Origin of the sequence: Flavobacterium sharifuzzamanii (assembly GCF_003254585.1) — a bacterium.
Lineage (GTDB): Bacteria > Bacteroidota > Bacteroidia > Flavobacteriales > Flavobacteriaceae > Flavobacterium > Flavobacterium sharifuzzamanii.
Genome location: NZ_QJGZ01000036.1, coordinates 242,736 through 264,413 on the forward strand (window position 1 = coordinate 242,736; position 21,678 = coordinate 264,413).

General features: G+C 33.1%; 22 protein-coding genes. 9 read left to right on the plus strand and 13 right to left on the minus strand.

The window, feature by feature from the left end; all coding sequences use genetic code 11:
• The first annotated feature begins 6 nt into the window (after positions 1 to 6).
• Genes ccoG through DMA14_RS07760 form a run of 3 tightly spaced genes read left to right on the plus strand, consistent with a single transcriptional unit; the run spans position 7 to position 2,596 of the window.
• Positions 7 to 1,425, plus strand: coding sequence for a cytochrome c oxidase accessory protein CcoG (gene ccoG, locus DMA14_RS07750; protein WP_111424181.1), 1,419 nt, complete (start codon positions 7 to 9; stop codon positions 1,423 to 1,425).
• A gap of 12 nt (positions 1,426 to 1,437) precedes the next feature.
• Complete coding sequence (locus DMA14_RS07755; RefSeq protein ID WP_008462668.1) at positions 1,438 to 1,887, plus strand: FixH family protein; 450 nt, start codon at positions 1,438 to 1,440, stop codon at positions 1,885 to 1,887.
• Positions 1,888 to 1,894: 7 nt separating this feature from the next.
• Positions 1,895 to 2,596, plus strand: coding sequence for a sulfite exporter TauE/SafE family protein (locus DMA14_RS07760; protein WP_111424182.1), 702 nt, complete (start codon positions 1,895 to 1,897; stop codon positions 2,594 to 2,596).
• Between the two features lie 19 nt (positions 2,597 to 2,615).
• On the opposite strand, the gene hemN is transcribed toward DMA14_RS07760, so the two are convergent.
• The 8 genes from hemN to prfB form a co-directional block, all read right to left on the minus strand.
• Positions 2,616 to 3,980, minus strand: coding sequence for an oxygen-independent coproporphyrinogen III oxidase (gene hemN, locus DMA14_RS07765; protein ID WP_111424183.1), 1,365 nt, complete (start codon positions 3,978 to 3,980; stop codon positions 2,616 to 2,618).
• A gap of 120 nt (positions 3,981 to 4,100) precedes the next feature.
• Positions 4,101 to 4,577 carry a hypothetical protein gene (locus DMA14_RS07770; protein ID WP_111424184.1) on the minus strand — a complete coding sequence of 159 codons (477 nt, stop codon included), beginning with the start codon at positions 4,575 to 4,577 and terminating at the stop codon, positions 4,101 to 4,103.
• 107 nt (positions 4,578 to 4,684) lie between these two features.
• Positions 4,685 to 5,032, minus strand: coding sequence for a hypothetical protein (locus DMA14_RS07775; protein ID WP_111424185.1), 348 nt, complete (start codon positions 5,030 to 5,032; stop codon positions 4,685 to 4,687).
• 97 nt (positions 5,033 to 5,129) lie between these two features.
• On the minus strand, positions 5,130 to 5,552 hold the full coding sequence (locus tag DMA14_RS07780) for a DoxX family protein (protein WP_111378521.1): 423 nt from the start codon (positions 5,550 to 5,552) through the stop codon (positions 5,130 to 5,132).
• Positions 5,553 to 5,674: 122 nt separating this feature from the next.
• On the minus strand, positions 5,675 to 7,303 hold the full coding sequence (locus DMA14_RS07785) for an acyl-CoA carboxylase subunit beta (RefSeq protein WP_111424186.1): 1,629 nt from the start codon (positions 7,301 to 7,303) through the stop codon (positions 5,675 to 5,677).
• A 146-nt stretch (positions 7,304 to 7,449) separates the two neighbouring features.
• The gene (gene lpxD / locus DMA14_RS07790; protein ID WP_111424187.1) at positions 7,450 to 8,448 is read right to left on the minus strand and encodes a UDP-3-O-(3-hydroxymyristoyl)glucosamine N-acyltransferase; all 999 of its coding nucleotides are present in this window, start codon (positions 8,446 to 8,448) and stop codon (positions 7,450 to 7,452) included.
• 330 nt (positions 8,449 to 8,778) lie between these two features.
• A complete protein-coding gene (gene msrB, locus DMA14_RS07795; protein WP_111424188.1) occupies positions 8,779 to 9,225 on the minus strand; it encodes a peptide-methionine (R)-S-oxide reductase MsrB in 447 nt (148 codons plus the stop codon).
• A gap of 91 nt (positions 9,226 to 9,316) precedes the next feature.
• Positions 9,317 to 10,415 (minus strand): peptide chain release factor 2 gene (gene prfB, locus DMA14_RS07800; protein ID WP_111424189.1). Its coding sequence is split into 2 segments (ribosomal slippage): positions 9,317 to 10,351 and positions 10,353 to 10,415, totalling 1,098 coding nucleotides; the frame shifts between segments, so codons are not numbered across the junction.
• A gap of 151 nt (positions 10,416 to 10,566) precedes the next feature.
• Here prfB and DMA14_RS07805 point away from each other — a divergent pair.
• On the plus strand, positions 10,567 to 11,586 hold the full coding sequence (locus DMA14_RS07805; protein WP_111424190.1) for a threonine aldolase family protein: 1,020 nt from the start codon (positions 10,567 to 10,569) through the stop codon (positions 11,584 to 11,586).
• Positions 11,587 to 11,718: 132 nt separating this feature from the next.
• Here DMA14_RS07805 and DMA14_RS07810 read toward each other — a convergent pair whose 3' ends face one another.
• The gene (locus tag DMA14_RS07810; protein WP_008462685.1) at positions 11,719 to 12,039 is read right to left on the minus strand and encodes a YbaB/EbfC family nucleoid-associated protein; all 321 of its coding nucleotides are present in this window, start codon (positions 12,037 to 12,039) and stop codon (positions 11,719 to 11,721) included.
• A gap of 69 nt (positions 12,040 to 12,108) precedes the next feature.
• Between DMA14_RS07810 and DMA14_RS07815 the strand changes: the two genes are divergently transcribed.
• From DMA14_RS07815 to DMA14_RS07825, 3 genes are all read left to right on the plus strand, one after another.
• Positions 12,109 to 14,244, plus strand: coding sequence for a S9 family peptidase (locus DMA14_RS07815; protein ID WP_162536278.1), 2,136 nt, complete (start codon positions 12,109 to 12,111; stop codon positions 14,242 to 14,244).
• Positions 14,245 to 14,315: 71 nt separating this feature from the next.
• Positions 14,316 to 15,356, plus strand: a complete 1,041-nt coding sequence (locus DMA14_RS07820; protein WP_111378514.1) for a PLP-dependent cysteine synthase family protein — start codon at positions 14,316 to 14,318, stop codon at positions 15,354 to 15,356.
• Positions 15,357 to 15,703: 347 nt separating this feature from the next.
• The gene (locus tag DMA14_RS07825) at positions 15,704 to 16,603 is read left to right on the plus strand and encodes a LamG domain-containing protein (protein ID WP_111424192.1); all 900 of its coding nucleotides are present in this window, start codon (positions 15,704 to 15,706) and stop codon (positions 16,601 to 16,603) included.
• Positions 16,604 to 16,707: 104 nt separating this feature from the next.
• Here DMA14_RS07825 and DMA14_RS07830 read toward each other — a convergent pair whose 3' ends face one another.
• On the minus strand, positions 16,708 to 17,727 hold the full coding sequence (locus DMA14_RS07830; RefSeq protein WP_111424193.1) for a DUF481 domain-containing protein: 1,020 nt from the start codon (positions 17,725 to 17,727) through the stop codon (positions 16,708 to 16,710).
• Positions 17,728 to 18,083: 356 nt separating this feature from the next.
• Between DMA14_RS07830 and DMA14_RS07835 the strand changes: the two genes are divergently transcribed.
• Together DMA14_RS07835 and DMA14_RS07845 are read left to right on the plus strand one after the other, a co-directional pair.
• Complete coding sequence (locus DMA14_RS07835) at positions 18,084 to 18,992, plus strand: LamG domain-containing protein (protein WP_203418274.1); 909 nt, start codon at positions 18,084 to 18,086, stop codon at positions 18,990 to 18,992.
• A gap of 401 nt (positions 18,993 to 19,393) precedes the next feature.
• Positions 19,394 to 19,684, plus strand: coding sequence for a hypothetical protein (locus DMA14_RS07845; protein WP_111424195.1), 291 nt, complete (start codon positions 19,394 to 19,396; stop codon positions 19,682 to 19,684).
• A gap of 23 nt (positions 19,685 to 19,707) precedes the next feature.
• Here DMA14_RS07845 and DMA14_RS07850 read toward each other — a convergent pair whose 3' ends face one another.
• The 3 genes from DMA14_RS07850 to DMA14_RS07860 form a co-directional block, all read right to left on the minus strand.
• Positions 19,708 to 20,091: a hypothetical protein gene (locus DMA14_RS07850; RefSeq protein ID WP_111424196.1), complete on the minus strand. Its 384-nt coding sequence runs from the start codon at positions 20,089 to 20,091 to the stop codon at positions 19,708 to 19,710.
• A gap of 51 nt (positions 20,092 to 20,142) precedes the next feature.
• On the minus strand, positions 20,143 to 20,679 hold the full coding sequence (locus tag DMA14_RS07855; protein ID WP_111424197.1) for a hypothetical protein: 537 nt from the start codon (positions 20,677 to 20,679) through the stop codon (positions 20,143 to 20,145).
• A 133-nt stretch (positions 20,680 to 20,812) separates the two neighbouring features.
• Positions 20,813 to 21,526 (minus strand): YebC/PmpR family DNA-binding transcriptional regulator, encoded by a 714-nt coding sequence (locus DMA14_RS07860; protein ID WP_026729302.1) that lies wholly within the window; start codon positions 21,524 to 21,526, stop codon positions 20,813 to 20,815.
• Between the last annotated feature and the right edge of the window lie 152 nt (positions 21,527 to 21,678).

A 21,678-nucleotide genomic window follows, 5' to 3' on the forward strand; every position in this document is an offset into this window, starting at 1 on the left:
AATATCATGTCAAATTTACCAGACGAAGCTTTTAGAGATACCATTGGAACAATAGATGAAGGTGGGAAACGAAAATTTATATTTCCTAAAAAACCGTCTGGTAAATTTTATGATTATAGGAAAATTGTCAGCTATGTTTTATTGGCAATTTTATTCATAAATCCTTTTATTAAGGTTAATGGGAATCAGTTTATGATGTTCAATATCTTGGAACGTCGTTTTAATATTTTTGGATTCCCTTTCTGGCCTCAGGATTTTTATCTCTTCGTAATTTCAATGCTTGTCGGCGTTGTATTTGTAATTTTATTTACTGTTGTTTTCGGAAGAATATTTTGTGGTTGGATCTGTCCGCAGACTATTTTCCTTGAAATGGTTTTTCGTCGCATAGAATATTGGATTGATGGAGATCGTGGTTCTCAGTCTCGTTTAGCAAGAATGGAATGGAATAGTGAGAAAATTAGAAAACGAGTTCTAAAATGGACTATTTTTTTCTTGATCTCTTTCCTTATTGCCAATATTTTTCTTGCTTATTTAGTGGGAAGCGATACTTTGTTCTTAATGATAGAACAAGGCCCTATTGCTCAAGCTAGTAATTTTATCGCACTGCTTATATTTACTGGAATCTTCTATTTTGTTTTTGTATGGTTTCGTGAACAGGTTTGTATTATAGCCTGTCCATACGGAAGATTACAAGGTGTTCTTTTAGACAATAAATCAATAAATGTTGCCTACGATTTTGTACGTGGAGAAAAAGAAGAAGGACGCGCAAAATTCAAAAAGAATGAAGACAGAGCATTAACAGGAAAAGGAGATTGTATTGATTGTCTGCAATGCGTTCATGTTTGCCCGATGGGAATAGATATTAGAAACGGAACGCAGCTAGAATGTACAAACTGTACAGCTTGTATTGATGAATGTGACCATATTATGGAATCTGTTGGTTTGCCAAAAGGTCTTATTCGCTATGCATCTGAAGATGAAATTGCAAAAAAAGAACCTTTCAAGTTTACTTCAAGAATGAAAGGTTATACAGCGGTTTTATTTATTTTATTGAGTATTTTTGTTGGAATGCTGTTTTTAAGAACAGATGTTCAGGCAGTTGTACTACGTTTGCCTGGTCAGTTATTCCAGCATAATGGAGAAAAAATCAGTAATGTTTACACTTATAAAATTGTAAACAAAACAATGAAAGATTACAACGATATTCATTTCGAATTAATCGATCAAAAAGGTGAAATAAAAAATGTTGGTAAAAGACATTTTAAAGTTCCAAAAGAAGGAATTTCTCAAGGAACATTGTTTATCGAAATTGATGAAGTTTTATTGGAAAGTGATAAAACTAAAGTAAAAATAGGAGTTTATAATGGTTCTGAACTCATAGAAACTACATCAACAAATTTCTTAGGGCCACGCAGTTTTAATTAAAACATTTATATCATGAAATTTAATTGGGGAACAGGAATTGTCATTGCATTCGGATTGTTTATGACATTTATTTTATATTTTGTTTTTGAAGTGCAGTCAAATTCTAAATACGATAATGATTTGGTTGTAGAAGAATATTACAAACATGATACGCACTTTCAAGAAGAAATGGCAAGAATTCAAAATGCGCATGATTTGCAGCATAAGCCATCTATTAAATACACAGGAGAAGGTGTAGCTGTAATTTTTCCTGCAGGATTTGAAAGTGATAAAGTAAAAGGAAATATTCAATTGTACAGACCTTCAAACAAAAAATTCGATTTTAATACTCAAATTGCCTTAACCAATTCAGAAATAATTATTCCGCAGAAAAAATTAATAAAAGGACGCTGGGATGTTAATATGGAATGGCAGTATGAAGGTAAAAAATATCTAACTAAAGAAGTTATTTACGTAAACTGAAAATAAAATGTTATTCTCTGCTTTCTTTTTAGGGTTAATTAGTAGTCTGCATTGTGTTGGAATGTGCGGGCCAATTGCCATGATGCTTCCCGTAGACAGGCAAAATGAAGCTAAAAAAGCAACACAGATTATGACATATCACCTCGGTCGACTAACAGCTTATTCAATAATTGGGTTGATTTTTGGATTACTCGGAAGAGGTTTTTTTCTGGCTGGACTACAACAGAAAATGTCTATAATTATTGGTGTAATTATGATTATTGTGGTTTTGATTCCTGAGAAAAAATTTGCTCAATACAATTTTTCTAAGCCTGTTTACAAAATCATTTCAAAAGTTAAAGCTAATCTAGGAAGCCAGTTTAAAAATAAGAGCTATAAATCTATTTTTACAATTGGTCTTCTAAACGGATTTTTGCCATGCGGAATGGTTTATGTTGCTTTATTTGGAGCAATTGCAATGCAAAGTGCAGGTTATGGAGTTCTTTATATGCTTTTATTTGGAATAGGAACGATACCGTTAATGACAGTTGTGGTTTATGTCAACTCATTATTAAAACTGCCTTTCAGAAACAAAATCCAAAAGGCAATTCCATATGTGGCGGTTATAATTGGCGTTTTATTTATCCTTCGTGGATTAGGATTGGGAATTCCATATATTTCTCCTTCAAACATGAGCTTGTTTGTACAGCAGACTCCAAACTGCCACTAGAAATATATATTTTAAGTTATTATACAGTCATCGAAAACAGATTTGTTTCCGGTGACTTTCTTTTTAGATGTAAGTCAAATGCCATGCAGATATTGCGGACAAAAGGTCTTCCTTCTTCTGTAATCTTAATTTTATTGTTTTCAATAACAATTAAATTATCATTTTCTATTTCTTTCAAAGCAGTTAACACTTCAGGAAGTTCTGTAAAATTTAAAGATTCTGCATTCCAGGAAGTTTCTAGTTCGCAGGTTAAATTCAGAATGTGTTTTCTAATAATAAGATCTTCATTGTTTAGAATATGTCCCTTTACAACAGGAAGTTTATCGGATTCTATAATCTCGTAATATTCCTCTAGGCTTTTAGTGTTTTGAGCAAAACTATACCAGCTGTCACTTATTGAAGAAACACCTAAACCAATCATAACTTGAGTTTTAGAAGCGCTGTAGCCCATGAAATTTCTATGAAGATTTCCATTATGCGCAGCTTTGTATAAACTGTCATCTTTTAAAGCAAAATGATCCATACCAATTTCGTGGTAACCGTTTTGAATTAGAAGCTTTTTACCAATTTCATACAGTTTTCTCTTTTCGGCATCTTTTGGTAGGTTTTCGTCATTAAAACCGCGTTGTCCGTTTCCTTTTATCCAAGGCACGTGCGCATAACTGTAAAATGCTAATCTATCTGGTTTTAAGGAATTGGTTTTCTCGACTGTATCTACGACATCTTCTATGGTTTGAAATGGAAGTCCAAAAATTATATCGTGCCCTATTGAAGTATAGCCAATTTCTTTAGCCCAAAAAGTTACTTTGGCAACATTATGAAACGGCTGAATTCTATTGATTGCTTTTTGAACTGTAGGAGAATAATCTTGCACGCCAAAACTTACTCGGCGAAAGCCTAAATCAAATAATTTTTTAAGCTGTTCGTGAGTTGTGTTATTTGGATGTCCTTCAAAACTAAATTCGTGGTTTTCTGCTCTTACAGCATGATCAAAAATTCCGTTAATAAGACATTCTAAATTTTCTTTTGAAAAGAATGTAGGAGTTCCTCCACCTAAGTGAATTTCTTTAATTACGGGTTTTTCAGGAAGCAAATCACAATACATTTTCCATTCTTTAAGAACTGCTTGAATGTATTTTTCTTCTACTGAATGATTTTTGGTAATACGCTTGTTGCATCCACAGAAAGTGCACATGCTTTCGCAAAAAGGAAGATGAATGTATAAACTTATTCCGTTTCTTGAATTGCTTTCAGAAAATGATTGCCTTAAAGTAGTAATCCATTTTTCGGATGTAAAGTCAGCTTCATTCCAATATGGAACTGTCGGGTAACTAGTATATCTTGGACCTGAGACGTTGTACTTTTGAGTCAAAGAAATTTTCATAATGACGGATTTAGTTTACATCAAAATTAAAACTTCAAGTCAAGATAGAAAATGACAAATATCATATAAGTTGTAAATAAAAAGAGACCCAAAATTGAGTCTCTTTTCTGAATTAAATAACTAACGTGATATAGAATCTTGGATGATTTTAAGCCATTTTTTCGCAAACTGATGATCTTGATATACGCTAATCTGCTTGATGCGATCGTCATCAAAATCATAGAATGGAATTATTAATTTTTTAGATGTTTCTTTTTCTTGAAATTCAAAATCTATCTTAATAATAGTATCTGAGCTAGAGTCTGTTGTTGGAACCAATTTGCATGAACCAATTGTGTTTAAATCAACATATATTGACTCTTGTTGATTCGGATTGAAATTCATCAAAATGAACTTGTTGTTTTTCTGATCAATCGTTAAAGTCTTATTGTTGATTGATTCTGTCAAATCAAAATCTTCTGGATGAGTTGGATTGAATCTTTTTTTGATATTTAAAATTCTTGATTTGCTTGCAGCTGATGAACGCGCTGAAAAATAAATAGGGATAGCAACAATAATTAAAATCACAATACCCATTATTGTGGTAGTAGTTTCCATAATGTTTTTAATGTAATAAATAAATGATATGCATAACAGTTTTCGGTTTGAAAACGGCTAAGTGCGTGCTGAAGAATAAGTCTTCTAATGAAAAATCAAGTATTTATTTACCAGAAAAAATGGAAAGCATAAAGTATGACTAAAACCTTCTTACTTTGAGTCGTAAAGAGTTTAGTATATGCTGTACTAACTGAAACAGTTTGATGTTGTGGAATAAGCGGTAAAAGCGTATCGAAACATTTAATTATCCCAGATGGATTTGTTTTGATATTTGCTGCAAGTTGATAACTTCCTTGTGGCTGTATAAATGCAGATGAATCAGGAATGTCTTTGCAGAAATTAGTATCGGATTTTTCCGTTTCAATTACGTGCATAGAAGCTTGGTCTGCCTGATAAGCAAACAGTCCTGCAAGTATAAGTGTAATAAGAATAACGGTTTTACGAATCCAATTCATGTCGGCGAATTTAAGTCATAAAACGCAATTAAAGAAATTTTATAGAATTAATTAACACTCAAAAAAAAGTCCTCAACTTAACTGAGGACTTATGAGGTTATTGTTGCATTTTAAAGTAATAATCTGCTGAATGTTTGCCACTTCCGTAAAACAGAAAGAATATGCAGACTAATAAAACGACTATAGCTAGAACTAAACTTTCAGAATGCATTCTTCCCATAGAGTTGACAAGAACGGCACCAAATAAAATTGGCAATTGAGCCGCGATCGCCCATCGGGTTAAAAGCCCAAAAATAATCATTATACCACCAATCATGTGGGCAGGAGCAATGTAATGCAGCATAAACATGCCTCCTCCATACTTATCGATAGGGGAAATCAAATCATGCAGGTATTGAATATTGGTGACGAAAGAGACACCTTTCATAAATAAAAATCCACCCAAAACAATACGTACTAAATCAACTGGTAAATAAGTGTGCGAATTTGCCCATTTATTCAAACTTTTTACATTTTCCATGATGTTGTGTGATTAAAAATTATATACTAAGTTACTAATTTTTAATTAAATATTTATTTTTAACACCTTGAAAATAAGTTTTTTGCTTTTTATTTAACGCCTTGTTGAGAATTCTTAAATCGTTACACTTGAATGACTCCCAGATTAAAAGGTTTTTGAATAGGAGCGTGGTTTGCTGCTTCGATTCCCATAGAAATCCAATTGCGGGTTTCGAGTGGATCAATGATGGCATCTGTCCAAAGTCTAGAAGCGGCGTAGTATGGCGATGTTTGTGCATCGTAACGGGCTTTTATTTTATCGAATAATTCGGTTTCTTTTGCTTCATCAACTTTTTCTCCTTTTGCTTTAAGTGAAGAAGCTTCAATTTGCGCTAATACTTTTGCAGCTTGAGTTCCGCCCATTACGGCAAGTTCTGCACTTGGCCAAGCGAATATTAATCGAGGATCATAGGCTTTTCCGCACATAGCATAATTTCCTGCTCCGTACGAGTTTCCGATGATAACTGTGAATTTAGGAACAACAGAATTACTCACAGCATTTACCATTTTGGCGCCGTCTTTAATAATACCGCCATGTTCAGATTTTGAACCAACCATAAAGCCGGTAACATCTTGTAAAAATACCAGCGGAATTTTTTTCTGATTGCAATTGGCAATAAAACGAGTGGCTTTGTCAGCACTGTCAGAGTAAATTACGCCTCCAAATTGCATTTCGCCTTTTTTGGTTTTTACTACTTTTCTCTGATTAGCAACGATTCCTACAGCCCATCCATCAATTCTGGCGTAACCTGTAATAAGAGATTGTCCGTAGCCTTCTTTGTAGGCTTCAAATTCTGAATTATCAACCAAACGCTTGATAATTTCCATCATATCGTATTGTTCGGTTCTCGCTTTTGGAAGAATTCCGTAAATCTCATTTGGATCTAAAGCAGGTTTTTCCGACTTGATTCTGCTATATCCTGCTTTATCAAAATCACCAATCTTATCTACAATATTTTTGATTTTGTCCAAAGCATCTTTATCATCTTTAGCTTTATAATCGGTAACACCCGAAATTTCGCAATGCGTTGTTGCTCCGCCTAAAGTCTCATTATCGATAGTTTCTCCAATTGCAGCTTTTACTAAATAACTTCCGGCAAGGAAAATGCTTCCTGTTTTGTCAACGATTAATGCTTCATCGCTCATGATTGGAAGGTAGGCTCCTCCAGCAACACAGCTTCCCATAACGGCAGCGATTTGGGTAATTCCCATACTGCTCATTTGGGCATTATTTCTAAAGATTCGTCCAAAATGTTCTTTATCTGGAAAAATTTCATCCTGCATTGGGAGATAAACCCCTGCGCTGTCTACAAGATAAATAATAGGAAGTCGATTTTCCATTGCGATTTCCTGCGCACGAAGATTCTTCTTTCCTGTTATCGGAAACCAAGCTCCAGCTTTTACAGTAGCATCATTGGCAACCACGATACATTGTTTCCCTCTGATGTAGCCAATTTTTACTACAACACCTCCAGAAGGACAGCCACCATGTTCTGGATACATTCCTTCACCGGCAAAACCTCCAATTTCAATACTTTTAGAATTTTCATCCAATAAATAAGCAATTCTTTCGCGAGCTGTCATTTTTCCTTCAGAATGCAATTTCTCGATTCTTTTTTCGCCTCCGCCTAATTTAACTTTTGCTAATTTTTGTTTTAGTTCAGAAAGAAGTAATTTATTGTGATCTTCGTTTTTATTGAAGTTTAAATCCATGATATAGTATTGATTTGATAAAATAGTGTTGGCTAATTTACAAAATCAATTGAAATAAACGAGTTGCTTTATGAATTAAGAAAAGTATTAAATAAAAAAAAACATCCATTTTAGCGGATGCTTCTTTATTAGTGTTTTAATTGAGATTATTTTTTAGGACCACAAACCATTTGTTTTAGCAAAGCCCATTGTTTTAAAGCATCACGAGCTTCGACAGCAGGATATCCCAACATAGTTTTTCCAGCAGGAACATCTCCAGTAACGCCAGAGCCAGCACCAATTATGGCACCATCTCCAATTATTGTATGATCTTTAATAGAAGCACTTCCTCCAATAATGACTCCGTTTCCTAAAGTTACAGAACCTGCTAAACCGCTATTTCCAGCCATAATACAGAACTTGCCTAATTTACTGTTATGTCCAATCTGAACTAAATTGTCGATTTTACAGCCATCACCAAGAATTGTAGAACTGAATTTTCCGCGATCCACACAAGAATTTGCTCCAATTTCTACACCGTTGCCAATAATGACATTTCCAATTTGTGGAATTTTAACCAAGCCTTTTTCTGTACATGGACGAAATCCGAAACCATCTGCACCAATTGTTGCATTTGGGTGAATGATGCATTCGTTTCCAATATGGCAACGTTCGCGAACAACAGTCCCAGACCAGATAGTTGTGTTTCTTCCAATTGTGCACTCATCTAAAATGGTCACATTCGGATAAATCACAGTGTTAGCGCCAATTTCAACTTTTGGACCAATGTAACATCCGGCACCAATTTTAACGCCTTCACCAAGTATAGCGGTTTCGTCTATCGTGGCTGTTTTATGAATATTGTTATGGAAGATTGGGGCAGGGGGAGCAAAAAGGGCAAGGATTTGTGACATTGCCAAATCGGCATTTTTTACTTTTATAAAAGCACGGTTTTCTCCAGGCTCTATTGAAATATCTTCATTTACAACTGCTATTGAAGCGTTAGATGTCGACCAGTATTTTTCGTATTTTTTATTTCCGATAAATGAGATTTCCGAAGTTGTTGCTTTTTCTAATTGTTCTGTTGCAGTTATGCTTTGTGAAGTGCTGCCGTAAATTACGCCATTAATAACTTCGTTAATTTCTTGAATAGAATAGGATCTCATTGACAAATTTTAATCGACTAAAAGGTTATTTTTTGCCAAATAAAATGAATTAGATTTTAATTACCTAATTATTTTTTCGCGTTTCTTAATAAATGTTTAAAATAATACGGGGATTTTTACAAAATTAACATTTAGGATATTAATTTAATGAAGTTTTTTTAATAAATTGAATAGCAGTAACTTGGTGGTTTTGCCTAAAATGAATTAAAATTTTGATGGAAAACATAAATAACTTAATTGCTAGGTTATAGCTTACATTTGTTTTGTTAAATCATTTATTGAGAGAAGATAAAAAAAAGCGGTTCGTTTTAATGAACCGCTTTTTATAAATTATTCTTTAATTTTTGATAATGAAACTGCGTTAATGCAATAACGTAAACCAGTTGGTGGCGGACCGTCAGGGAAAACGTGGCCTAAATGTGCATCGCAAACATTGCAGACAACCTCAACACGAATCATTCCGTAGGATTTGTCGGCGTGGTAACCAATTGCATTTTCTTTAATTGGCTGTGTAAAAGAAGGCCAGCCAGTTCCTGATTCAAATTTTTCGCTTGCATCAAAAAGAACCGTTCCGCAGCATTTACATTCGTAAATTCCAGGATCAAATAAACTGCATAATTCAGAGCTAAAAGATCTTTCAGTTCCTTTTAAGCGTGTAACTTGAAATTCTTCTGGAGTTAGAATCTGTTTCCATTCGTCCTCCGTTTTCTCCACTCTTTTATCTGGAGTTGGATTTCCTTTATTTGTAAAATGAATTACGTCTGCCCATTTTATCATAATTTTTTGTTTTAAAGTTTAAAGTTTCAGGTTTCAAGTTTACTGTGACCGCAAACGAAAACTGAACACTAAAAAAACTGAACACTGGATACTATTCTTCCTCTTTCTGTCCCATCATCATAAGATAGGCTTTCAGGAATGGATCGATATTACCGTTCATTACACCGTCAACATCACTTGTTTCGTAGCCTGTACGAACGTCTTTTACCAATTTATAAGGTTGCATAACGTAATTACGAATTTGCGAACCCCATTCAATTTTCATTTTTCCAGCTTCAATATCAGCACGTTGCGCTTGTTGTTTCTTTAATTCAATTTCATACAATTGAGAACGAAGCATTTGCATAGCACGCTGTCTGTTATCTTGCTGAGATCTTGTTTCAGAACATTGAATCTGGATTCCAGTTGGTTTGTGAACTAACTGAACTTTAGTTTCAACCTTGTTTACGTTCTGTCCACCCGCACCACTCGAACGAGAAGTTGTGATTTCGATATCGGCAGGATTAATGTCGATTTCAATACTATCATCAACTAATGGATAAACATAAACCGATACGAAAGAAGTATGACGTTTTGCATTACTGTCAAAAGGCGAAATACGAACCAAACGGTGAACACCATTTTCTCCTTTTAAATATCCGAAAGAATAATCTCCTTCGAATTCTAAAGTTACAGTTTTAATTCCGGCAACGTCACCTTCCTGAAAGTTAAGTTCTTTAATTTTGTAACCATAACTTTCTCCCCACATCATGTACATACGCATTAGCATTCCTGCCCAATCACAACTTTCGGTTCCTCCAGCACCTGCTGTAATCTGAACCACAGCGCTTAAACTGTCGCCTTCATCAGAAAGCATGTTTTTGAATTCGATATTTTCAATATGTGCTTGTGCGGCCTCATATTGTTCATCCAATTCGTCTACAGAAAGTTCTCCTTCTTTGTAAAAATCATAAGCAAGCTGTAATTCTTCTGTAAGAGAGACTGCTTTATCATAATCTTCAATCCATTTTTTCTTGTTTCGAAGATTTTTCACAATGTTTTCTGCTTCTTTTGGATTGTTCCAAAAATCAGGAGCGAAAGTTTTTTCTTCTTCGTTTGCGATTTCGATTAGCTTGGCATCAACGTCAAAGATACCTCCTCAACGCACCAAGGCGCTCCACAATACCTTTTACTTGTTCGGCTGTTGTCATAAATTAATTACTAGGTTTTATATGTTTTTTAGAATTATTACGTTAATTTGGTCTAGAGAAACCAGCGAGTTAAATTTTACCAAAACTTGCTGAGAATAACTATAAGTAATACGTAATTTTGCATACAAAAATAAGATATAGTTTTTAGAATATGGAAATAAATTTAATCAGCGATACCATAACAAAGCCTACTTATGAAATGCTGCAGTATATGTTTAACGCTCATGTTGGCGATGATGTATACAAACAGGACCCAACGGTGATTGAATTGGAAAACAGGACAGCAGAGTTTTTTGGTATGGAAGCTGGTCTTTTCTTTCCGTCTGGAACTATGGCAAACCAGACTGCAATTAAACTGCATACGCAGCCTGGCGAACAGCTAATAGCTGACAAATATGCTCACGTATATCATTATGAAGGTGGAGGAGTTTCTTTTAATAGCGGTGTTTCTTGTTGTTTAGTAGACGGAAACCGCGGAATGATAACTGCTGCCCAAGTAAAAGCCGCAATAAACGATCCAGAGTTTTATCATAGTCCGCTAACAAGCTTGGTTTGTGTTGAAAATACAACCAATAAAGGAGGTGGAGCGTGTTACGAATTGGAAGATTTAAGAGAAATAAAAAAAGTATGTGACGCTCATAATCTGAAGTTTCATTTGGATGGAGCTAGAATCTGGAATGCCTTAGTAGCTAAAAGACAGAATCCTAGAGAATTCGGAGCAATTTTCGATACAATTTCGGTTTGTTTGTCTAAAGGGTTAGGTGCTCCAATTGGTTCTGTATTGCTTGGAAGCAAAGCTGATATTCACAGAGCGTTGAGAATCAGAAAGATATTAGGTGGGGGAATGCGTCAAGTTGGTTATTTAGCTGCAGCAGGATTGTATGCTTTGGCTCATAATATCGAAAGATTGGCGGAAGATCACCGCAGAGCAAAAGAAATAGCAAAAATCCTAAGCACAAAACCTTGGATTGCATCTATCGAACCTGTAGAAACTAATATTTTAATTTTTTCGCTTGCAGAAGGTTATAGCGATCAATTATTAATTGAGAAATTAAAACAGAAAAATATACTAATAAGCTCTTTAGGGCATAATAAGCTTAGGATTGTAACACATTTAGATTACAAAGAGGTTATGCATACGTATGTGTTGGAAACACTTTTGAAGTTTTGAAAGAGAGGTTCAAAGTGGCAAAGGTTCAGAGGGACAGAGGTTCTAAAAAAAAGAGGATGTAAAAACATCCTCTTTTTTTATGCCAAAGAAAGAAATCTCTGAACCTTTGCAACTCAGAACCTTTGTCCCTTATTATTTAAACAAATTATCCATTCCAGGAATAGACGGCATATCCATTCTAGCCACAGCATCTAATTCTCTTTCGTTTACACTTGTAGCTTTTTCTATCGCTTTATTTAACGTTACGATTAAGTAATCTTCTAGTTGTTCTTTATCTTCTAAAAGAGAATCATCAATAGAAAGTGATTTTATTTTTCTACTAGCTGTAATCGTAACTTTTAATAATCCATCAGCGCTTTGTTCATCAATCAAAACAGTATCTAAACGCTTTTTTGTATCTTCAATTTTTTGTTGGGTTTCTTTAAGTTTACCCATCATTCCCATTAAATCCATTTTTGTTGATTTTTTAAATTATTTCAGACAAAATTAGTATATTGCTGTGTTAATTCAATAGAATATTTTATGAAAAAATTAATTTTGTTCTGTTGTGTTTGTGCTATTTTTGCGTCTTCATATTTAAAAATTAATGCTCAATCAATGCAAAATGATATATCGGCTCCAAAGGCTAAAATAATTCCAAAGACATTAAAAAAACATAAAGAAACTAGAATTGACAACTATTTCTGGCTTAATGACAGAGAGAATTCAGAAGTAATCGATTATTTAAATCAGGAAAATGCTTATTATGCAAGCATGACTTCTCATACAAAGACTTTGCAAGATAATCTGTTTGAAGAAATGAAAGGGAGAATTAAAGAAGATGATTCTTCAGTTCCTTATTTCTACAATGGATATTTTTATATAACACGTTTCGAAACAGGTCAGGATTACCCAATTTTTGCCAGAAAAAAAGGAAGTCTTTCTGCAGAAGAAGAAATTCTTTTTGACTGTAACGAAATGGCAAAAGGACATGCTTATTTCAAATTAGGAGGTTTAAGTATTAGTCCCGACAATAAATTTGCTAGTTTCGGGGTAGATATTGTAGGGAGAAGAATATATACGATTCAGGTTAAAAACTTAGAAACTGGTGAAATATTAGCGGATAAAATAGAAAATGTTACAGGAGCTTCTGTTTGGGCAAATGATAATAATACTATTTTTTATGTTAGACAAGATGAAACAACACTAAGAGCTGATAAGGTTTTTAGACATAAATTAAATACAGCATCTGAAAAGGATGTTTTGGTCTTTGATGAAATTGATGATACTTTTAATGTATCAATCAGTAAAGAAAAATCAAGAAAATATATTGTTATTGGTTCTGGAAGTACTTTGACAACTGAATATAGAATTTTGAATTCTAGCAATCCAGATGGGGAATTTGTTGTTTTCCAGCCACGTGTACGTGGATTAGAATATAGTATTTCTCATTATGAAGATTCATTTTATATTTTAACCAATAAAGATAAGGCGACGAATTTCAAGTTAATGAAAACGCCTGAAAACAAAACAGGAAAGAAAAACTGGGTAGATCTTATTCCGCACAGAGAAGATGTTTTGTTGGAAGATATTGAGATATTTAAAAACTATTTAGTTGTAGAAGAACGTTCTAATGGATTGAATCACATTAGAATCATGCCTTGGAATGGAGAACCGGATTATTATCTTCCTTTTGGCAGTGAAACCTATAATGCGTACACAACAACCAATGTTGATTTTGATACCGATATTTTGCGTTACAGCTACCAGTCATTGGCAACTCCGTCTTCTGTGATTGATTTTAATATGAAGACTAAAACCAAAGAAATTTTAAAAGAGCAAGAGGTTTTAGGTGGGAAATTTGATAAAAACAACTACATTGAAGAACGAGTTTGGGTAACGGCTAGAGATGGCGTAAAAGTGCCAATTTCTATGGTTTATAGAAAAGGATTAGAGAAAAATGGTAAAAATCCGTTGTTGTTATATGCATATGGTTCGTACGGAATTACAATGGATACTTATTTTTCTTCAACACGACTATCACTCTTAGATCGCGGATTTGTTTACGCGATCGCACATATTAGAGGAGGAGAAGACTTAGGAAGACAATGGTATGAGGACGGAAAACTGTTAAAAAAGAAAAATACCTTTACAGATTTCATCGATTGCTCTAAATTTGTAATAGACCAAAAGTATACTTCTCCTGAACATTTGTATGCAGAAGGAGGATCTGCTGGCGGACTTTTAATGGGAGTAATCGTAAATGAAGCTCCTGAATTATATAATGGCGTTATCGCTCAGGTGCCTTTTGTAGACGTAATTACCACGATGCTGGATGACAGTATTCCGCTTACAACTGGAGAGTATGACGAATGGGGAAACCCAAACAATAAAAAATATTACGATTATATGTTGTCGTATTCGCCTTACGACAATGTAAAAGCGCAGGAATATCCTAACATGTATGTTTCTACCGGATTGCATGATTCGCAGGTACAGTATTGGGAACCAGCTAAATGGGTTGCGAAATTGAGGGATTTAAAAACAAATAATAAACTTTTGTTTTTAGATACTAATATGGATGCAGGTCATGGTGGGGCTTCGGGACGTTTTGAGGCTTTAAAAGACTTAGCAAAGGAATTTAGTTTTTTATTAGATTTAGAAAAAATTAAAAGCTAATTAGAAATTTTTTGTTAAATTTGCAACCTATCAAGGTTAATTTAAAAAGGCCTTTGATTAACTATTTTTTTATGAAAGAAGAAATAACTGCTTATAATAATGTTTTAGAGTTAATAGGAAATACCCCCCTTATTAAGCTAAATAAAATTACCGAAGAGTTAGAAGGAAATTTCTACGCAAAGGTAGAAGCTTTCAACCCAGGTCATTCCTCAAAAGATAGAATAGCATTATATATTATTGAAGAAGCCGAAAGAAAAGGAATTTTATCTCCGGGAGATACCATTATCGAAACAACCTCTGGTAATACAGGATTTAGTTTAGCAATGGTAAGCATTATTAAAGGTTACAATTGTATTTTGGCTGTAAGTTCAAAATCATCTAAAGACAAAATTGACATGTTGAGAAGTTTAGGCGCCAAAGTGTATGTCTGTCCGGCTCACGTTTCTGCAGATGATGAAAGATCTTATTATAATGTAGCAAAACGTTTGCACGAAGAGACAAAAGGTTCTGTCTATATTAATCAATATTTCAACCAATTAAATATTGATGCTCACTACAACACTACAGGTCCAGAGATTTGGGAACAAACAAAAGGACAAATCACGCACTTAGTTGCTTGCAGCGGAACAGGAGGAACTATCTCTGGAACTGCAAAATTCTTAAAAGAAAAAAATCCAAATATTAGAATCTTAGGAGTTGATGCTTTTGGATCTGTATTGAAAAAATACCACGAGACAAGAGAATTCGACAGCAAAGAAATTTACCCTTACCGTATAGAAGGTCTTGGTAAAAACTTAATTCCATCGGCTACCGATTTTGATATTATTGATAAATTCATGAAAGTAACCGACGAAGAAAGCGCTCACTCTGCTAGAGAGGTTACTAGAAAAGAAGGTTTATTTGTAGGGTATACTTCAGGAGCAGTAATGCAAGCTATTAAACAGTATGCTGAAGAAGGAGAATTTACAAAAGACAGTAATATTATTGCTATTTTCCCAGATCATGGTTCTCGTTATATGAGTAAAGTATTCAGCGATGACTGGATGAACGAGCAAGGTTTCTTTGACAGTGTTAACGAAGAAGAAGCTCAAAAAATTGAATTCGTGAAGTAATAAAAGTGCTTTTCAAAATATAAAAACTCCATTCGAAAACGAATGGAGTTTTTTTTTGGATAAACTTTTTTGAGTTGTGGATGTTTTTCTTGTGATAGTTAAAAATCACTATTTTTTTAATATACCGTATTTGTACGTAAGAAATTGTTGCTTTTGGTAGTTTAAGTTTAATGTTTTAATTAATTTTTTAAATTTTATTTAATTTTTTTTGCCCTCAAAATGCATGAAAATGTTATTTTAACGAGTTTTTAGGTATTTTGTCGGAAATTTTTCTTGTGAATATTGTAATAGTCTAGTTTTGAGGTATTAAGATAACGAAAGTTATTTAATCCCTAAAATCTACTATTATGAAAAAAATACTACTAACAGTATTGTTTGTAAGTTTTTTGAATGTGAATGCACAAACACCAGTTCAGGAATTTAATTTTAATGGTACTTTAAACAATTCAGCAAATACGATTTCATTCATTGGAACAAATAATTTTGTAGCTGATAGAGCAGGAGTTTTAAAAGGAGCTCAGCGATTAAATAATAAAGCTTTAGAAGCTGTTATAGATAATCTGCCTCAAGGAAAAAGTTCAAGAACAATTAGTATTTGGGTTAAATTCAATGATATTTCAAATCCAAACTATATCTGGGGCTACGGAAATCCTCTAAATGCCCAATATTGTGGTTTATTACAGCAAGGAACAACTTCTTCTAACTCTGATCTAAGTTTAGCTGCTTGGGGCTCTTCTAATGATGTTATTGTATCTACGCCGCTTGAAAAGAATATTTGGTATAATTACACTATTACATATGAAGGCACTACTTCTAGGATATATCGTGACGGTAAATTGTTGAAATATCTCGAGGGAATGACTAGATACACAAATGGAAACATTTTTAGATTAGGAGAAATCAATACAATGGTTGGAATTAATGCTGATATAGACGATTTAAAGATCTATAATATAGCTTTGACTCCAGATCAGGTAAAAGAATTATATGATAGCGAAAAAAGCTCTAATGTGTTGTCTGTGGCATCCGTAGAGTCTAAAACACCTAAAGTACCTTTAAAAGCAAAAACTGCAACTGAAACCATTATAACTTCAAATGAAGTTAACGGTACAACAAAAAGTGTAGAAGTTTATTCGCAAGGGCAAAAGCTAATGGGAAGCAATGCGACAAACATAGCAGATCTTCCAGAAGGGACTTATTTATTAAAAATTACCAGTACTCCGTCAAAAAAAATTACCTCAAAATAAATGGTTTTTTAGTTTGTTTTTAAATGTTAGTTAGTTTTTTTATTGCGTAAGCAATTGAGTTTTTGGAATAGTAAGGAAAGCTTTCTGTGTTCAGGAAGCTTTTTTTAGTCTAATTTCCATCCAAAAGTAGTCTGAAATACATAATCATCTTTTGATGCTCCTTCTTTAGGTTTATTGTCATAGTTGTAGATAAATGATAATTTGATGAAAAAATCTAAAGGCAAATCATATTTTGTATCTACAGAAAAATCGGTACGAATTCTTTTGCTTTCTGTTAAACTCGGAAAAAAATTCACTTTAGACTGAATGCTAAAATCTCCTATATCATATAAGTTTAGATCACTGCCCAAGAATAACTCCAAACTTTTATTTGCTTCTGATACTCCTGTAAAACGTTCATGGTTAAAAGATAATCCAGAAGCAACTCCCCAATATTTTTTATTGCTATGTATTAGATATTTTCCATAACCTGCCTTTGAAACAATACGAAGATCAATATCTTGCTCTGTATTTTTCAAAGTAACAACTGATAATGGAATAAAATAGTCTTTTGGCAGTAAATGAATATAGCTGACATCAGTATCAATCCTTCGTATAGGATCGCTATCATCTTGAATTGACTGAATTTGTTTGTATGTTGCAGTTCCGTACCATTTTTTTGCGGTATAGCCTAAATTCACGTTTATAGTTAGTTGCTGTAAGCTTTGTGCTTTAGTCAATTTGATTCCTGCGTCGAAACTAGCATCAAGTCTTCCCCAAAAGCTCTCGTCAACAGGTTTAATTCGTACAATATCAGTGAGATCAATAATGCTTTTGGTTTGTGTTTCAATATTGGTGATTTCACATTTTCCAGGAGTTTCAATTTTGAGAATTTTTCCGTTTAGTAAATTGCCGTTAGAAAGATTTATAATATAAATTCGATCTGAACTAACATTTTTAACATGTTTCCATTCTAATTTAAAATCCTCTTTGCTGTAGTCGGTTTCTATTTGTAGAATACCTTTATTCATTGTCTTTATTTCGCCAATAATAATATCATTATTTTTTAGAACAAGAGTATCAGAAATCTGTGCATTGATCTTTAAGAAAAATAAAAGAAAAAATAAGAGTAAGGTTTTCTTCATGCTAAGGCTTATTTCTTTGATTTACAGCTTATAATGTTAAAGTTAGAAATAAAAACATAATTTTAGACAGAATCAAAAAAAAATCCTGTTGTAATGCAGTCAAATTCTGCAAGTAAGAAGGGGTTTAATTGAAAAGTTTTTAGATATAATGTTGTTTGAGCTGTAAAGTGTTTTTTGTGAGAATTATGTATTTGTGTGTAGGAATTGTTTGGAGATGTTGAATTTTAATTATAGTTTTAACAAATTTTCTAAAAATAATAAATGAAATTTTGAAATTGTAAAATCTATAAAATATAAATTTTGCAATAAATTGCTAATTGCCTTAAACCAAAACGATTCTGATAAAAGCTATAACTATGAAAAAAATATTACTCACTTTATTGTTTGTAAATTTTTTAACTGCGAATGCGCAAAATCCGGTACAGGAATTTAATTTCAATGGAAATTTAAACAGTGCCGATAATACTATTTCTTTTTTAGGTGCTCCAGTTTTTGTAAACGATAGAATGGGAATGCCTAAAAGTGCTTTGCGACTTACAAATAAAGCTTATCAGGCAGTAATAGGAGAGCTTCCTCAGGATAACAAACCAAAAACAATATCGGTTTGGGTAAAATTTAATGGCATAAATATTCCTAATTATATTTTGGGTTATGGAGCAGCAGTAAACGGACAGTATTTCGGATTAGTGCAACAGCCTGTGTCTGGAAGCAATTCAGATTTAAGTTTGGTAGGTTGGGGAGATAACAATAATGTTATAGTTTCTGTTCCGTTAGTAAAAGAAACGTGGTACATGTATAGTATCACTTATGATGGAAATATATCAAAAATATATCGCAATGGCGAATTGCTAAAATCTATGGGAGGAATTCAACGTTCTGCAAAAGGTTATATTTTGAATCTTGGAAAGCTAAATACCTCAACAAGTATTAACGCAGATATTGACGATTTAAGATTGTATAGTGTTGCTATGACAGATGAGCAAGTTAAGGAAGCTTATAATAGTTCGAAACAAAATGATGTGACTGTAGCCGAAACAGCATCTGTTTCAAATTCTTTGGCTTCAAATACGTCAAAAAAAGCTGTTGCAGCACCTATAGCTGGAAAAACTTCTTTACCTGCAGCCCCAGCTGAAACTAAGAAAAGTGCTAAAATTATTGAAGTATTCTCTCAAGGAAGACAAATTATGAGTGCTAATGCTTCTAATATTACCGATTTACCCGAAGGGACTTATTTGATTAAGGTAATTAATTCAAACAAAAAGTAATTTCACTTTTCCTTCAAAAAAAAGCCCTCCAGATTTTGGAAGGCTTGTAAATTATCTTTTTTTCTGTTGACCTGGCGCATAAGCTTTAGCGCTTTGATCTCCATTCATTTTTTTGGCTTGTCCTGGTGGTATTTTTTTTCCTGACGGAGCAGGAGCGTGAGTGTGTACATGTGTACTACAGCTGATCACGCTAAGTACTAAGAACAAAAGGACTAGCGCTACTACAGCAATTCGAGTGATTTTTGATGTTTGCATTTTTAGTTTAAATTATATTTGAGGTGTTGCAAATATAATCGAAATGTTATCTTTAGAGGTATTTAATCTTAGTTTAAAATGAATTCAAATAATCATCTTACCATTTTTTATTTTAGTTTTAAAACCTTTAATATTTTAAAATAAGCATGACAATAAAAGAAAAATTTCTAATGATTGGATTTACAGGTTTTGTCCATTTGGATAAGAAAAAGAGAGACGAGAAAGAGAGAATAACTTTCTGTTCTAAATATCTTAACGAATGGATTTTTCTATTATTGGTTAATGAAGATGGCATTTGGGAAATAGAAAAAATCGAAGATAACGATATTGTCAGCACTACATTAAACAAAAATAAATCTTTGCTTGAAGCAGAAGATTTGCTTTTGTTTTTTAAAAACTATTATTACGCTAATAATGATTTTTCGAACATTTTATGAATAAAAATCTTTTGTTTTTAGTTTTAAGTGATGTTTTCTATCTCTAAAACTCCATATATAAAACAGCCGTAATAACCTCTGTATTCATCAATATCAAAAATTAAAAGATAAGTGTTCTGGCAATCTTTAAAATTGCAAATTTGATATCGATACAGAAATTTTCTATTTGGATCTTCTAAATTTTCTAGTTTAGTAATATGAAATTGAGCCAGGTCCTTATTTGTGATTTGTCCCGTTTCGATTAATGAATTTAAAAAATTAGAGTTTTGAAATGAAATTATGGCTTCATGTTTTATTCTTCCGTTTCCGCAATAAAAACTAAAAGGTATTTCAAAATCAGGTGTTTCGGTCGGAAATGATTTTTTGCCACCTAATTGTATTTTTTTAATAATTGAAATTTTGGGCATATTGGGTGGATAACAATTTGTAAACAAGGAGAAACGCAAAAGGCGAACATTCTAAATGGTTATTTCTTTATAATAAATTCCTCTAGGCTTCTTTAATTTGGCCACTATTTCATCTGTTAATAATGGAGACTCCCAAATGCCAAGAATATAAGTAATATCTTCTCCCAGCATATCTTCTCCCGCACCTCTAGGTTGACAGTCAAATTGCCAACGAAGAAATTCAATCCTTAAATATTCTTTTTCATCTAATTTCATTAAAGTGATATAACCAGGGCAGTCATACAGTTTGTGAATTTTTAAAACGCTTTTATGATATCCTTTTAAATTATTGTCTTCTTCAATTTCGAATCCGTATGTTTTTGATAAAAATGATAATTCACCTAAAGTAAAATCTTCATCAGAAGTTGCGCATGATTTAGCGACTAAATTTTTTGTATAAGTCTTTTTCTCAGAATATTCTACGTCTAATAATTTTATTGAGGGCCTTACTAATTCCATTTTGATAGAACTTATTTCTTCAACACTTTTTGTGGTTCCGTCACCAAAAATTTCAGATTGGATACAGTAGAAGTTTTCTATTAGTTTCATTTGGAAGATTTGGTTATCATTTGCTCTATAAACAAATATAATTTTTTATTTGTATTTGAAAAGTAAAAGTTTCTCAAAACAAAAAAGCCCTAGAAGAATCCAGAGCTTTTTTAAAATATATTTTATAGAAAGACTATTCTTCTTTCATGGTATGATAAACGTTCATCACGTCATCATCTTCTTCAATTTTCTCGATTAGTTTCTCAACGTCAGCGATTTGAGCTTCAGTTAATTCTTTAGTAATTTGCGGAATACGCTCAAAACCAGAAGAAAGGATTTCAAGACCTCTGTTTTCTAATTCTTTCTGTAAAGCACCAAAACTTCCAAAAGGAGCGTAGATTAAGATTCCGTCTTCGTCTTCAAAAACTTCCTCAGCACCAAAATCGATAAGTTCTAATTCTAATTCTTCAGCGTCAAGTCCGTTGTTAGCAATTCTAAAGTTACAAGTATGGTCAAACATAAACTCAACAGAACCTTGAGTTCCCATTGTCCCGTTACATTTGTTGAAATAACTACGAATATTAGCTACAGTTCTATTATTGTTATCAGAAGCAGTTTCAATTAAGATTGCAATTCCGTGAGGAGCATATCCTTCAAACAAAATTTCTTTATAGTTGGCAGTATCTTTATTACTTGCATTTTTAATAGCGCGCTCCACATTATCCTTAGGCATGTTTGCGGCTTTTGCATTTTGAATAACAGCTCTTAATCTAGAATTGGCGTCTGGGTTTGGTCCGCCTTCTTTAACAGCCATTACGATATCTTTACCAATTCTGGTAAATGTTTTGGCCATTGCTGACCAACGTTTCATTTTTCTTCCTTTTCTAAATTCGAACGCTCTTCCCATTTCTAATTTTTAGTTTTGTGATGCAAAAATACGGTTTTCCTAATTTTTACAAAAACAAAATTGTTCTTTTTTGTTTCAGGTTTCAGGTTTTAAGTTACTTGGTTTGTATTGAATTTAACCGCAAAGTTCGCAAAGGTTTACGCAAGGTTCGC